Source organism: Variovorax sp. SPNA7, assembly GCF_033807855.1.
GTDB classification, from domain to species: Bacteria; Pseudomonadota; Gammaproteobacteria; order Burkholderiales; family Burkholderiaceae_C; genus Variovorax; species Variovorax beijingensis.
The window spans coordinates 88,391-101,523 of the sequence record NZ_CP138513.1; the positions used below are offsets into that span (position 1 = coordinate 88,391).

General features: G+C 67.8%; 12 protein-coding genes and 1 tRNA gene. 8 read left to right on the top strand and 5 right to left on the bottom strand.

Annotated features, from left to right (window positions below):
* The first annotated feature begins 198 nt into the window (after nt 1–198).
* The 5 genes from RZE77_RS00445 (at nt 199) to RZE77_RS00465 (ending at nt 6,292) form a co-directional block, all read left to right on the top strand.
* Nucleotides 199–1,149, top strand: a complete 951-nt coding sequence (locus RZE77_RS00445) for a helix-turn-helix transcriptional regulator (protein WP_319440208.1) — start codon at nt 199–201, stop codon at nt 1,147–1,149.
* Nucleotides 1,150–1,277: 128 nt separating this feature from the next.
* Nucleotides 1,278–2,954: a 2,3-epoxybenzoyl-CoA dihydrolase gene (gene boxC / locus RZE77_RS00450; protein WP_319440209.1), complete on the top strand. Its 1,677-nt coding sequence runs from the start codon at nt 1,278–1,280 to the stop codon at nt 2,952–2,954.
* Nucleotides 2,955–2,995: 41 nt separating this feature from the next.
* On the top strand, nt 2,996–4,423 hold the full coding sequence (boxB, locus tag RZE77_RS00455; RefSeq protein WP_012745259.1) for a benzoyl-CoA 2,3-epoxidase subunit BoxB: 1,428 nt from the start codon (nt 2,996–2,998) through the stop codon (nt 4,421–4,423).
* 125 nt (nt 4,424–4,548) lie between these two features.
* Nucleotides 4,549–5,838 (top strand): benzoyl-CoA 2,3-epoxidase subunit BoxA, encoded by a 1,290-nt coding sequence (gene boxA, locus RZE77_RS00460; protein ID WP_319440210.1) that lies wholly within the window; start codon nt 4,549–4,551, stop codon nt 5,836–5,838.
* 10 nt (nt 5,839–5,848) lie between these two features.
* The gene (locus tag RZE77_RS00465; RefSeq protein WP_319440211.1) at nt 5,849–6,292 is read left to right on the top strand and encodes a MaoC family dehydratase; all 444 of its coding nucleotides are present in this window, start codon (nt 5,849–5,851) and stop codon (nt 6,290–6,292) included.
* 51 nt (nt 6,293–6,343) lie between these two features.
* On the opposite strand, the gene RZE77_RS00470 is transcribed toward RZE77_RS00465, so the two are convergent.
* The 3 genes from RZE77_RS00470 to RZE77_RS00480 all read right to left on the bottom strand — a co-directional run bounded on the left by RZE77_RS00470 (nt 6,344) and on the right by RZE77_RS00480 (nt 9,278).
* Nucleotides 6,344–6,838 (bottom strand): adhesin, encoded by a 495-nt coding sequence (locus RZE77_RS00470; protein ID WP_319440212.1) that lies wholly within the window; start codon nt 6,836–6,838, stop codon nt 6,344–6,346.
* Nucleotides 6,839–7,010: 172 nt separating this feature from the next.
* On the bottom strand, nt 7,011–8,045 hold the full coding sequence (locus RZE77_RS00475; RefSeq protein WP_319440213.1) for an alpha/beta hydrolase family protein: 1,035 nt from the start codon (nt 8,043–8,045) through the stop codon (nt 7,011–7,013).
* A 114-nt stretch (nt 8,046–8,159) separates the two neighbouring features.
* Nucleotides 8,160–9,278, bottom strand: a complete 1,119-nt coding sequence (locus RZE77_RS00480; protein ID WP_319440214.1) for an AraC family transcriptional regulator — start codon at nt 9,276–9,278, stop codon at nt 8,160–8,162.
* A gap of 116 nt (nt 9,279–9,394) precedes the next feature.
* Between RZE77_RS00480 and RZE77_RS00485 the strand changes: the two genes are divergently transcribed.
* The 3 genes from RZE77_RS00485 to RZE77_RS00495 all read left to right on the top strand — a co-directional run bounded on the left by RZE77_RS00485 (nt 9,395) and on the right by RZE77_RS00495 (nt 10,884).
* On the top strand, nt 9,395–9,856 hold the full coding sequence (locus RZE77_RS00485) for an RrF2 family transcriptional regulator (protein ID WP_319428395.1): 462 nt from the start codon (nt 9,395–9,397) through the stop codon (nt 9,854–9,856).
* Complete coding sequence (locus tag RZE77_RS00490) at nt 9,846–10,754, top strand: NAD(P)/FAD-dependent oxidoreductase (RefSeq protein ID WP_319440215.1); 909 nt, start codon at nt 9,846–9,848, stop codon at nt 10,752–10,754. Before RZE77_RS00485 ends, RZE77_RS00490 begins: the two co-directional genes overlap by 11 nt.
* Before the next feature lie 54 nt (nt 10,755–10,808).
* Nucleotides 10,809–10,884: transfer RNA gene (locus tag RZE77_RS00495), tRNA-Gly, on the top strand.
* A 63-nt stretch (nt 10,885–10,947) separates the two neighbouring features.
* On the opposite strand, the gene fahA is transcribed toward RZE77_RS00495, so the two are convergent.
* Nucleotides 10,948–12,270, bottom strand: coding sequence for a fumarylacetoacetase (fahA, locus tag RZE77_RS00500; protein ID WP_319440216.1), 1,323 nt, complete (start codon nt 12,268–12,270; stop codon nt 10,948–10,950).
* A 19-nt stretch (nt 12,271–12,289) separates the two neighbouring features.
* Nucleotides 12,290–13,096, bottom strand: a complete 807-nt coding sequence (locus RZE77_RS00505; protein ID WP_319440217.1) for a cyclase family protein — start codon at nt 13,094–13,096, stop codon at nt 12,290–12,292.
* Nucleotides 13,097–13,133 lie beyond the last annotated feature (37 nt).

The window sequence follows — 13,133 nt, forward strand, 5'->3', positions numbered from 1 at the left end:
GCGGGCTTCCTTTTTGGAGGCTGGCTGGCAGGGTGAATGGCGCAGCGAACTTTCGGACTACCTTGCAGGATTGGTGCGCGTGCAGTATCTTGCTTGTGGCCGAACAATAAGCATCGACTCCATAGGTGTCAAGCAATATAGTGCATCTATGGTGTTTACCCTGAGCGCGCACAATCCCGGCCAAGAACGAGGACATGCATGAACGAGCACGTAGACGCGGTGCTGGCCCCCGCGCCCGAAGGCGGCCACCGCGCCGGCAACCCGGTGGCACCGGCCGGGGAGGCCAAGAATCCATTGCTGGCGGCATTGGGCGAGCGCGTGCGCAACCTGCGCGCGCAGCGCGGCCTCACGCGCAAGGCGGTGGCCATTGCGGCCGACGTGTCGGAGCGGCACCTGGCCAATCTCGAATACGGCATCGGCAACGCGTCGATCCTGGTGCTGCAGCAGGTGGCCGGCGCGCTGCACTGCTCGCTGGCCGAACTGGTCGGCGACGTGACCACCAGTTCGCCCGAGTGGCTGCTGATCCGCGAGCTGCTCGAAAACCGCAGCGAGGCCGACCTGCGCCGCGTGCGCGTGGCGGTGGGTGAGCTGCTGGGCACGGCCTCGGTCGATCCGGCGCGCCACCGCCGCATCGCGCTCGTAGGCCTGCGCGGCGCAGGCAAGTCGACGCTCGGGCAGATGCTGGCCGACGACCTCGACGTGCCCTTCGTGGAACTGAGCCGCGACATCGAGAAGCTCGCGGGCTGCAGCGTGCGCGAGATCCACGACCTCTACGGCACCAACGCCTACCGCCGTTACGAGCGCCGCGCGCTCGAGGAAGCCATCCAGATCTACGGCGAGGTGGTCATTGCCACGCCGGGCGGCATCGTCTCGGACCCCGCCACCTTCAACGAGCTGCTCGCGCACTGCACCACCGTGTGGCTGCAGGCCGCGCCCGAGGAGCACATGGGCCGCGTGGCCGCGCAGGGCGACACCCGCCCGATGGCGGCCAGCAAGGAAGCCATGGAAGACCTGCGCCGCATCCTGAACGGCCGCGCTGCCTTCTATTCGAAGGCCGATCTCTCGGTGGACACCAGCGGCAAGACGCTGGCGCAGAGCTTCCAGGCGCTGCGCACGGTCGCGCGCCAGGCGATAGGCACCGGCGCCTGAACTGAAGTTTTGAAAAAAAGCGCTTCAGGCATTGACTTGCCTGTTCGCATGCAGCATGATGCATGTCATCGACGCCAGAAGCTGCATTATTCTTCCGGTTTGCATCTGCCCCCACAGGAGACTTCCGTATGACCGAGACCACGACCCTTCAGGCGCCTCTGCGCGTCGACTACCGCATCGAACCCGCGCAATACAGGCACTGGAAGCTCAGCGTCGAAGGCCCGGTGGCGCGCCTGGTGCTCGACATCGCGGAAGACGGCGGCATCCGCCCCGGCTACAAGCTCAAGCTCAACAGTTACGACCTGGGCGTGGACATCGAACTGAACGACGCGCTCAACCGCGTGCGCTTCGAGCACCCTGAAGTGCGCAGCGTGATCGTCACCAGCGGCAAGGACCGCATCTTCTGCTCGGGCGCCAACATCTTCATGCTGGGCGTGTCGAGCCACGCCTGGAAGGTGAACTTCTGCAAGTTCACCAACGAGACGCGCAACGGCATCGAGGATTCGTCGAAGCACTCGGGCCTGAAGTTCATCGCGGCCGTGAACGGCGCCTGCGCCGGCGGCGGCTACGAACTGGCACTGGCCTGCGACGAGATCCTGCTGGTGGACGACCGCTCTTCCTCCGTCTCGCTGCCCGAGGTGCCGCTGCTCGGCGTGCTGCCCGGCACCGGCGGCCTGACCCGCGTGACCGACAAGCGCCATGTGCGCCATGACCTCGCCGACATCTTCTGCACCAGCGTCGAAGGCGTGCGCGGCCAGCGCGCGGTCGACTGGCGCCTGGTCGATGCCGTGGCCAAGCCCGCGCAGTTTGCCGCCGCCGTGCAGGAGCGCGCCGCACAGCTGGCCGCCGCGAGCGACCGCCCGGCCAGCGGCAAGGGCGTGGCGCTGACCCGGCTGGAACGCACCGACAGCGCCGACGGCATCGCCTATTCGCACGTCGACGTGAAGATCGACCGCAGCAAGCGCACCGCCACGATCACCGTCAAGGCACCCACCGGCACGCAGCCCGCGGACCTCGCCGCCATCGAGGCTGCGGGCGCCGCCTGGTGGCCGCTTGCCGTGTGCCGCGAGCTCGACGACGCCATCCTCAACCTGCGCACCAACGAGCTCGACATCGGCACCTGGCTGCTCAAGACCGAAGGCGATGCGGCCGCCGTGCTCGCATCGGACGCCCTGATGCTCGCCCACAAGGACCACTGGCTGGTGCGCGAAACCATCGGCGCACTTCGCCGCACGCTGGCGCGGCTGGACGTGTCGTCGCGCAGCCTGTTCGCGCTGGTCGAAGCGGGTTCGTGCTTTGCCGGCACGCTGGCCGAGCTGGCCTTTGCGGCCGACCGCAGCTACATGCTCGCGCTGCCCGACGATGCCGCGCGCGCGCCGAAGCTCGTGCTCAACGAATTCAACTTCGGCTTCTTCCCGATGGTGAACGACCAGAGCCGCCTGCAGCGCCGCTTCTACGAAGAGGCCGCGCCGCTGGACGCCGCGCGCGCCGCGGCCGGCAAGCCGCTCGATGCCGACGAAGCACTGAAGCTCGGCCTCGTCACCGCCGCGCCCGACGACATCGACTGGGACGACGAGATCCGCATCGCCGTCGAGGAGCGCGCCGCCATGTCGCCCGATGCGCTCACCGGCCTCGAAGCCAACCTGCGCTTCGCGAGCCAGGAGAACATGGCCACCCGCATCTTCGGCCGGCTCACCGCCTGGCAGAACTGGATCTTCAACCGCCCCAACGCCGTCGGCGAAAAGGGCGCGCTCAAGGTCTACGGCACCGGCGAGAAGGCCGGCTTCGACTTGAACCGCGTCTGAATGAAGAAGAACCCCCAGTCCGCACAACCCAAGGAACAGCGATGAGCACGATCAACTACAGCGAGAAGATCCCCAACAACGTCAACCTCGGCGAAGACCGCACGCTGCAGCGCGCGCTCGAAGGCTGGCAGCCCAACTTCATCAACTGGTGGGACGACGTCGGCCCCGAAGGCTCGACCAACCACGAGGTGTACCTGCGCACGGCGGTGAGCGTCGATCCGCAGGGCTGGGCCCAGTTCGGCCACGTGAAGATGCGCGACTACCGCTGGGGCATCTTCCTGAACCCGGGCGACGCCAACCGCGAGATCCACTTCGGCGACCACAAGGGCGAGAAAGCCTGGCAGGACGTGCCCGGCGAACACCGCGCCAACCTGCGCCGCATCATCGTGACGCAGGGCGACACCGAGCCCGCCTCGGTCGAGCAGCAGCGCCACCTGGGCCTGACCGCGCCGAGCATGTACGATCTGCGCAACCTGTTCCAGATCAACGTGGAAGAGGGCCGCCACCTGTGGGCCATGGTCTACCTGCTGCACAAGCACTTCGGCCGCGACGGCCGCGAGGAAGCCGAGGCGCTCTTGCAGCGCACCTCGGGCGACCAGGACAACCCGCGCATCCTGGGTGCCTTCAACGAGAAGACGCCCGACTGGCTGGCGTTCTTCATGTTCACCTACTTCACCGACCGCGACGGCAAGTTCCAGCTGGCCGCGCTGGCCGAGAGCGCCTTCGATCCGCTCGCGCGCACCACCAAGTTCATGCTCACCGAAGAAGCGCACCACATGTTCGTGGGCGAGAGCGGCGTCTCGCGCGTTCTGGCGCGCACCGCGCAGGTGATGAACGAGCTCAAGACCGACGACGCGCAGAAGGTGCGCGCGGCCGGCGCCATCGACCTGGGCACCATCCAGCGCTACCTGAACTTCCACTACAGCGTGACCATCGACCTGTTCGGCGCCGACCAGTCGAGCAACGCCGCCATCTTCTACAGCTCGGGCCTGAAGGGCCGCTACGAAGAAGGCAAGCGGGGCGACGACCACGTGCTCAAGGGCCAGACCTACAAGGTGCTCGAGGTGAAGGACGGCCAGCTCGTCGAAAAGGACGTGCCGATGCTCAACGCGCTCAACGAAGTGCTGCGCGACGACTTCATCAAGGACTCGGTGGCCGGCGTCGGCCGCTGGAACAAGGTGCTCGAGAAGGCCGGCATCCCCACCCGCCTGACCGTGCCGCACAAGGCCTTCAACCGCCAGATCGGCGCGCTCGCGGGCATCAAGATGTCGCCCGAGGGCCGCGTGGTGAACGAGGTCGAATGGGCCGCCAAGCGCAACGAATGGCTGCCGAGCGCCGAAGACTTCGCTTTCGTGGCATCGTTGATGGGCCGCGTGGTCGAGCCGGGCAAGTTCGCAGGCTGGATCTCGCCGCCGGTGATGGGCATCAACCGCCAGCCGGTGGATTTCGAGTACGTGCGTTTCGGTTGATTGGGGTATTACTCCCTCTCCCCTCGGGGAGAGGGCAGGGGTGAGGGTTGACGGCGCTCCCACGACAAGCCGCTGCCCCCTCACCCTGACCCTCTCCCCAAGGGGCGAGGGAAAGGAGAAAAAACATGGACATGGCCGTTGAAGCCGGGGTCATCAAGCAGCACCTGATCGACCCCGAGATCTGCATCCGCTGCAACACCTGCGAGGCCACCTGCCCCGTCAACGCGATCACGCACGACGATAACAACTACGTCGTGCGCGCCGACATCTGCAATGGCTGCATGGCCTGCATCTCGCCGTGCCCCACGGGTTCGATCGACAACTGGCGCACCATGCCGCTGGTGCGTGCCTACACGATCGAGGAACAGCTCACCTGGGAATCGCTGCCCGCGGAGCTCACGCCCGAGGAGCTCGAGGCCGCAGGCGTTTCCGCCGATGCCGGCGATGAAGCCGCGGCGGCTGCCGCGCCCGCCACGGGCATGGCCCAGACTGCCGTCGACGCCATCGAGCCGGTCTTCAACTCGGCCCAGTACGGCGCCACCGTGCCGCCCTGGTCGGCCGCGCACGCCTACACCAACCTCTTTGCGCCAAAGGCGCCAACCACCGCCACCGTGGTGGGCAACTTCAACTGCACCGAGGCGGGCTTCGACAGCGAGACCCACCACATCGTGCTCGACTTCGGCGTGGTGCCGTTCCCGGTGCTCGAAGGCCAGTCGATCGGCATCGTGCCGCCGGGCGTCGACGCCATCGGCAAACGCCACCATGCGCGCCAGTACTCGGTGGCCAGCCCGCGCAACGGCGAGCGGCCCGGCTACAACAACGTGTCGCTCACCGTGAAGCGCGTGACCGAAGACCACCAGGGCGACCCGGTGCGCGGCGTGTGTTCCAACTACGTCTGCGACCTGAAGGTGGGCGACACGGTGCAGGTGGTGGGGCCCTTCGGTTCCTCGTTCCTGATGCCGAACCATCCCAAGTCGCACATCGTGATGATCTGCACCGGCACCGGCAGCGCGCCGATGCGCGCCATGACCGAATGGCGCCGGCGCCTGCGCAAGAGCGGCAAGTTCGAAGGCGGCAAGCTCATGCTGTTCTTCGGCGCGCGCACGCAGCAGGAGCTGCCGTACTTCGGTCCGCTGCAATCGCTGCCCAAGGACTTCATCGACATCAACCTCGCGTTCTCGCGCACGCCGGGCCAGCCCAAGCGCTACGTGCAGGACCTCATGCGCGAACGCGCCGCCGACCTGGCCGCGTTGCTGAAGGACGGCGCGAGCCACTTCTACGTGTGCGGGCTCAAGAGCATGGAAGAGGGCGTGGTGCTTGCCTTGCGCGACGTGGCGAAGGAAGCGGGCCTGGACTGGGACACCGTGGGTGCCGCACTGAAGCGCGAAGGCCGCCTGCACCTCGAAACCTATTAAGCTGCGGCGAATGAAGTTCGCCGACTTCCACCCCGGCCAGGTCATCGAGGCCGGGCCCTATGTCGTGTCCGAAGCGGAGCTCGTCGGCTTTGCGCAGGCCTACGACCCGCAGTGGTTCCACACCGATGCCGTCGCGGCGGCGGACAGTGCCTTCGGCGGGCTGATCGCGAGCGGCTGGCACACCTGCTCGATCGCGATGCGGCTCGTGGTCGATGCCGCGCTCAGGGGCTCGGAGTCCTTTGCCTCGCCGGGGCTCGAGCATGTGCGCTGGCCCCATCCGGTGCGGCCCGGCGATGCCTTGCGGCTGGTGGCCGACGTCATCGAGGTGCGGCGCTCCGAGAAGCGGCCCACGCTCGGCATCCTGCGCTGGCGCTGGCGGCTCTTCAACCAGCGCGAGCTGATGGTGCTCGACGTGGAAGTGACCAGCCTCTTCAGGCTGGAAGCGAGTCATTGAAAAAGCCCGCGGCGCAGGCGCACCGCGGGCTTCTTTCCCTGAGCGAAGTGCTTATTTCTTGACGTCGACCGCGCCGGATCCCTTGGCCTTGCCGCTGGCCTTGGCGCCCACGGCCGGCGCCTTCAGCGCGCCGCCGGCCGAGCCTGCGGCACCGGTCGCACCGCCTACCGTGTCACCCACGACATTCGTCGCGCCGGTCACGTTGCCGGCCGCGCCGGTTGCGGCATTGGTGGCACCGCCGACCGCACCCGTCGCGCCGCCGACCACGCCGCCCAGGGTGTTGCCCAGCCCGCCTGCGGCCTTGGGGACTTCGACCGGCTGCACGCCGGCATTCGTGGCGGCACCGCCGCCGGCACTTCCCTCGGTGCGTGCACCGGCACCCGCGGTGCCTTGGCGTTGAGGCGCAGTCGCGCTGCCCGACGTGTTGACGTCGGCATTCACGCCCACGCCAACGCCCACGCTCTGTGCCTGTGCGAAGCCGCTCATGGCAAGAAGGCCTGCGAGCAAGGCGCCGACGAAAAGGGATTTGTGTTGTTGCTGCTTCATGGGTGACTTTTCCTTTCGTTGAATGGTCACTGAACCGGCTTTGGGCCAGTTCGGTCGCTACCGTGACCACCTCCGCACATGTCGCCGTGTGCGAGGCAGCCGCCGGCGCGTGTGGGACACCTCCGTCGTCGGGAATGGGAGCTCGTGCGTTAGGCGGCGCGGCCCAAGGCGGTCAAGGCAGCAGGTGCGCACTGAAGAAGACCGCCGTCTTGCGGTTCACTTCCGGCAGCAGCGCAGAGCGGTCGAATTCCGGCGGATCGTTGAGCAACTCGCCGATCAGCCCCGTGAGTCCGGGCGGCGGGGGCGAGAGCAGCGCGCCATGGCCGCCCGTGGGCAGGTCGGCGATCAGTTCGCAGCGCGGCAGGCAGGCCGCGAGCACGCGATCGCTGTGATAGCGCGGAATCAGCCAGCGGTCCTGCTGCGCAGTGATCAACCCCAGCGGTACGCGCGGCGTGGCGAGCGAGGCCATGTCGAAATCGGCCGATGCCGGCACACCGGCCACCACGGCGGCGATGCGTGGATCCTGGTGCGCGCGCGGCGTGGCGTCCGCGAAGCGGTGGCGGATCACGAACAGCGCGCCCCATTTCCTGATGCGGTCGAACCAGCTTCCGGTCAGCCGCGTGATCAGTCCGACGCAGGTCTGGAAGTCGCCTTCCAGGTTGGCTTCGCAATGCCGCATGAATGCAGCTGGCGACCAGCGTCCACCCGCCAGGCTCAACGCGGTGTGGCCGCCGGCCGACATGCCGTACATCCCCACCTTGTCGAGTTCGAGCAGCGGCGCAAGGCGTGCATCGCGCGCGACCGCGTCGATGGCGCGCGACACTTCGGCCGGACGCATCGTCCAGCTGTCGGGGCCGGGGTTGCTGGCGTCCTTGTAGTTGTCGGCCTTGTGCTCGGGCATGGCCACGATGAAGCCGGCGTCCACCAGGGCACGTGCCAGGTCCGCATGCACCCATGGCGCACCGCCCGACCCGTGCGAAACCACGATCAGCCGGCCATTGCCGCGAACGGGCGTGCCCTGCGCAGCCACGTCCAGCGTGAAGGGGCCGCGCCGGACGAGTCGGGCTTCGCCGCTTGACGGATAGAACACCGTGACCGGCCCATCGCCGGCCGTGCCGGCAATCTCGGCCAGGCCCATCGCGGCCTGGGCCAGCCCGGAAAGCAGCGCGAGCGCCGTGGCCGTAAAGAAAAAGAAAAGACGTCGCATCGACCGAACTCCTTGTGTCATCGAAGGCCCATGCCCTCGGCGGACCGGACGATGCCGCGGCATGCCCGCCGTGTCTTGCCGAAAGCTGCAAGCGCGGCTTTCGGCGCGCCGATTTCAGGAATCGGCCAGCTTCTGCTTGCGGAAATCGGTGGGCGTGAGGCTGGTGGCGGCCTTGAACGTGCGGTTGAACGGGCCGATGGACTGGAAGCCTGCCGTGAGTGCGATGGTGAGAACGGGCAGGTCGCGCTTGCGCGGATCGGCCAGCGCCGCCATGGCCTCGGCCAGCCGGAAACTGTTGACGAAGGCGTTGAAGTTGCGGTGCCCCAAGCGCTGGTTGATGAGCCGCCGCAGCCGGTATTCAGGCACCGACAGCCGCGCGGCGAGGCTGGCGATACTCAGGTCTTCGCTGCGATAGGCGCGGTCGACGGCCATGGCGTGCTGCAGGGATTCGGCGAGGCGGTCTTCGGCCGGATCGCGCTCGGCGTCCGGGCTTGGGAGCGCTTCGGGCGGCGGCGCGTCTTCAAGAACGACCACGGGCATCGCAGCCGGCACGCTCGCCGCCGGGAACAGGTCCGACCCCGCCAACCGCACCATCCGCCAGGCCACCACCGCCACGATCGCAAGCAACATTGCCACGTCCGCCGTGGCCGACAGCCCCGAAAGCCGGCCATGCGGCGAAGCCAGCCGGACTGCCAGCATCACCAGGCTGTAGCCGATGCCGGCCACCACGATGAAGACGCGCAGCCTGCGGCGCCGCTCCACCAGGTCTTCACGCCAGTGCGAGGCCGCGGCCAGTGCGGCAAGCACCGCGAATACAAGCGGCACGGCGCGCTGCAAACCCATGGTGATCGGCGCGAGCACCGAGGCGCTGCCGGCCACGACCGCGCAGTTGAACGCCGCCAGCGTGGCGACCGCGACCCAGGCTGCGACGTGCAGCGGGCGCAGCGCGAAATCGTCGTCGAACAGCGCCTGCACGAAGACCCAGAACAGCACGGCGTTGCCGACGGAGACGGCGACCAGCGGCGCCTGCCAGAGGCCGGGCACCAGCGCTTCGAACAGCGGCGTGGAGCCGATGACCTGCACGCAAAGGCCGAGCGTCAATGCCACGCCGGCACGCGCAGCCGGCAGGCGAGGGCGGTCGCGGCCGAGCACCAGTGCCAGCAGGAGCAGCAACGCGATCGCCACGCCGCGCAGGGCGGCGTCGATCAGGGTCGAGGGAAGGGCGGCGGGCATGCGGTCGTCGTGAAGGCGGCCGACGATAACAGGCGGCGGCAGCACAACCGTTCGGCCGGCAGGGTCAAATGCGACCCTCTCGAGCGCTTCCTATTTCACGCAACTCATAATGTTGCATGAAACGAGACAGCAAGCTTTCAGGCGTTCTCCACGCACTGCTGCACATGGCAGAGATGGAGGGGCCCGTCACCTCCGAATCGCTGGCCATGGCCATGCAGACAAATCCCGTCGTGGTGCGCCGGGTCATGGCGGGCCTGCGCGAGGCGGGCTTCGTGAGTTCGGCCAAGGGCCATGGCGGCGGCTGGGTGCTGTCGTGCCCGCTCGATGCCGTGACGCTCGGCGATATCCACCAGGCGGTGGGGTCTCCGGCGCTGCTGGCCATGGGCAACCGCACCGAGAGCCCCGGCTGCATCGTCGAGCAGGCCGTGAATGCGGCGCTCGACGGCGCCTGCCGGGAGGCCGAGGCCCTGCTGCTCGAGCGTTTCCACAGCATCACGCTGGCGGATCTCTCGAAGGATTTTCATCGCCGCATGACGGGCGGCGGCTTCACACACAAGGACATCGAACATGCACTATGACGCTCTGGTCGTGGGCGGCAGCTTTGCCGGCCTTTCCGCTGCCCTGCAGCTTGCGCGCGCGCGCAAAACGGTCTGCATCGTCGATGCGGGCGCGCCGCGCAACCGCTTCGCCGCCGCATCGCACGGCTTCTTCGGGCAGGACGGCACGCCGCCGCTGAAGATGATTGCCGATGCGCGCGCCAAGGTGCTCGCGTATCCGAACGCCAGCTTCATCGAGGGCCGCGTCGCCGAGGCGCAGGCCGACCGCGCGGGCGGGTTCACCGTTTCGCTCGAAGGTGGCGGCGTGCCGCTGTCGGCCAGCCGGATCGTGCTCGCCTTCGGCGTCGAGGACGGCTTTCCGCAGATCGAAGGCGTGCGCGAACGCTGGGGCCAAAGCGTGCTGCACTGCCCGTACTGCCACGGCTATGAAGTCAGCGGCCGGCGCCTGGGCATCCTGATCGAGCGGCCGCATGCGCCCGAGCATGCGATCCTGTTCGCCGAATGGGGGTCGGCCACGCTGTTCCTCAACGGCAACAACACGGTGGACGAGGAAACGCGCGCCAGGCTGCAGGCGCGCGGCGTGGCGATCGAGCCGGGCCGCATTGCGGCGCTCGAGGGGCCGTCGCCCGCCGAACTCTCGGGCATTCGATTCGCGGACGGCCGGCGCGTGCCGCTCGATGCGATGTTCCTCGTGCCGCGCACGCGCCTGGCGAGCCCGCTGGCCGAGCAGCTTGGATGCGCGATCGACGAGGGCGGCTTCGGCCCGCTGATCCGCACCGACGCAATGAAGATGACCACGGTGCCCGGCGTGTTCGCGGCCGGCGATGCGGCCATGATGTTCCACAACGCCACGATGGCTTCGGCCGATGGTGTGATGGCCGGCATTTCGCTGCACCGCGCGTCGGTGTTCGGCCACTGACCGAAGCGCGGAAGAAGGCCTGAAAAAACCAGGCTATAATCTGCGGCTCGAAATGCGGGAATAGCTCAGTTGGTAGAGCGCAACCTTGCCAAGGTTGAGGTCGAGAGTTCGAGACTCTTTTCCCGCTCCATATTTCATGCAAAAGGCCACCCTCAGCGGTGGCCTTTTCTTTTGGCGCGCCGGATGGATGTCTTCAGCCCTTCGCGGGCAGCACCGTCCCCCGGCTTTCGCCGAAGCCGATGCGCGCATGGCCCGGCTTTTCGCACCAGCCGCGCAGCAGCACCGCATCGCCGTCTTCCAGGAAGCCGCGCTGCTCGCCGTTGGCCAGCGTGACCGGGTCTTGCGCGGCGCGCGTCAGCTCGATGATCGCGCCGGCCTCGCCCGGCCCCGGTCCCGAGATGGTGCCGCTGCCGAACAGGTCGCCCGGGTTCAGGCTGCAGCCGCCCACCGTGTGGTGCGCCACCATCTGCGCCACGCTCCAGTACTGGTGCCTGAAGCTCGTGCGCGACAGGCGCGAAGGCCCGCTCCCCTCGCTGCGCGCCTTCTCGCTTTCGAGCCAGACCTCCAGGCGAATGTCGATCGCGCCGCTTTCGCGGTTGGCGCCGCTTTCGAGATAGGCCAGCGGCTGGGGCTCGCCAGCGGGCCGCGCCCAGGCCTGGCGATAGGGCGCGAGCGCTTCCATCGTCACGATCCACGGCGAGATGGTGGTCGCGAAATTCTTCGCAAGGAAGGGACCGAGCGGCGCCATCTCCCAGAACTGGATGTCGCGCGCCGACCAATCGTTGAGCAGGCAGATGCCGAAGATGTGCTCTTCCGCGCGTTCGAGCGGAATCGCTTCGCCGGCCGCATTGCCTTCGCCGATCCAGATGCCGAGCTCGAGCTCGTAGTCGAGCCGCGCGCAGGCTTGGTACGTGGGCGCCCTGGCGCCCGGCGCCATGGTCTGCCCCATCGGGCGATGAAAGCGCTGGCCGCTGATGCCGATGGTCGACACGCGCCCGTGGTAGGCCGTCGGAATCCAGCGGAAGTTGGGCGTCACGTCGCCTTCGGGATTCATCAGGCGGCTGATGTTCAGCGCATGGTCGATGGAAGTGTAGAAGTCGGTGTAGTCGCCGATGCGCGCGGGCACGGTGTATTCGACCTCGGCCTGCGGCACCAGGCATTCGCGCATGGCCTTGACCGTGGCGGCCGGTGCATCGTCGCGCAGCAATGCGAACACCGCGTGGCGCAGCGCACGCCAAGCGGTGCCGCCGAGCGCGAAGAAATCGTTGAGCGCCGGCAGCGCGGCGGCACGGGCCGCATCGAGCGCGAGTCCGTCGAGCAGCTGGCGTGCGGAGAGCGCGGCCATGTCGAGCACCTGGTCGCCAATCGCCACGCCGCCGCGGAACGGCTGCGGGCTGCCCGTGCGGCGAAACACGGCGTAGGGCAGGTTCTGGATCGGAAAGTCGGTGCCTTCTGTGTTGGCAGTGGCGACCCAGCTCTGGGCGCCGGCGTCGTGTGTGTGGTTGAGCGCAATCATTGGTCTCGATGCCCCAGGTTCAGACCGACGCCATCAGCGCATCGTCGAAGATCGCCACCGCGCGCGTCCAGCCGGCCGACGCGCCGCGGATCTTGTGCGGAAAGCAGCTGATGAAAAAGCCCGTGGGCGGCAGCGCCTCGAGGTTGTGCAGCTTCTCGATGTGGCAGTAGCCGATGTCGCGGCCGGCCTTGTGGCCTTCCCAGATCAGCGAGGCGTCGTGCGTCTCGCCGTACTTTTTGGCGGTGTGCACGAAGGGCGCATCCCAGCTCCAGGCATCGGTGCCTGTGAGGCGCACGCCGCGCTCCAGCAAATACATGGTGGCCTCGTAGCCCATGCCGGCGCCGGCGGAAACATAGTCGTTGTGGCCGTAGCGTGAGCCCGCGCGCGTGTTCACCACCACGATCTCCAGCGGGCTCAGCGTGTGGCCGATGCGTTTGAGCTCGGCCTCGACATCATTGGCCGTGACCACGTAGCCATCGGCAAAGTGGCGGAAGTCCAGCTTCACGCCGGGCTGGAAGCACCATTCGAGCGGCACCTCGTGGATCGCGATGGCGGGCTTCTTCTCGCCCAGCGCCTTGTCCATGGTGGAGTGGAAGTGGTAGGGCGCGTCGAGGTGCGTGCCGTTGTGCGTCGACAGCTGCACCAGCTCCACGGCCCAGCCTTCGCCGTCGGGCAGGTCTTCCTTCTTGAGGCCCGGAAAGAAGGGCTCGATCTGCTCGTAGGTCTGCTCGTGCGTGAAGTACTGGATCTTCGGCGCGAAGGCCGGCGGATCGGACAGCACATCGTTTTCGAGAAAGATCGAGAGGTCGACGAACTTGCGTGGCATGGCGGGGCTCCTTGTGGAATGGGGATGTGAGGGACAG

Coding starts and splice junctions, on each gene's coding strand:
- RZE77_RS00490 (WP_319440215.1), top strand. CDS start 9,846: ATGCACTATGACGCTCTGGTCGTGGGCGGCAGCTTTGCCGGCCTTTCC.
- RZE77_RS00505 (WP_319440217.1), bottom strand. CDS start 13,096: ATGCCACGCAAGTTCGTCGACCTCTCGATCTTTCTCGAAAACGATGTG.
- RZE77_RS00485 (WP_319428395.1), top strand. CDS start 9,395: ATGAAACGAGACAGCAAGCTTTCAGGCGTTCTCCACGCACTGCTGCAC.
- boxB (WP_012745259.1), top strand. CDS start 2,996: ATGAGCACGATCAACTACAGCGAGAAGATCCCCAACAACGTCAACCTC.
- RZE77_RS00470 (WP_319440212.1), bottom strand. CDS start 6,838: ATGAAGCAGCAACAACACAAATCCCTTTTCGTCGGCGCCTTGCTCGCA.
- fahA (WP_319440216.1), bottom strand. CDS start 12,270: ATGATTGCGCTCAACCACACACACGACGCCGGCGCCCAGAGCTGGGTC.
- boxC (WP_319440209.1), top strand. CDS start 1,278: ATGACCGAGACCACGACCCTTCAGGCGCCTCTGCGCGTCGACTACCGC.
- RZE77_RS00445 (WP_319440208.1), top strand. CDS start 199: ATGAACGAGCACGTAGACGCGGTGCTGGCCCCCGCGCCCGAAGGCGGC.
- RZE77_RS00465 (WP_319440211.1), top strand. CDS start 5,849: ATGAAGTTCGCCGACTTCCACCCCGGCCAGGTCATCGAGGCCGGGCCC.
- boxA (WP_319440210.1), top strand. CDS start 4,549: ATGGACATGGCCGTTGAAGCCGGGGTCATCAAGCAGCACCTGATCGAC.
- RZE77_RS00480 (WP_319440214.1), bottom strand. CDS start 9,278: ATGCCCGCCGCCCTTCCCTCGACCCTGATCGACGCCGCCCTGCGCGGC.
- RZE77_RS00475 (WP_319440213.1), bottom strand. CDS start 8,045: ATGCGACGTCTTTTCTTTTTCTTTACGGCCACGGCGCTCGCGCTGCTT.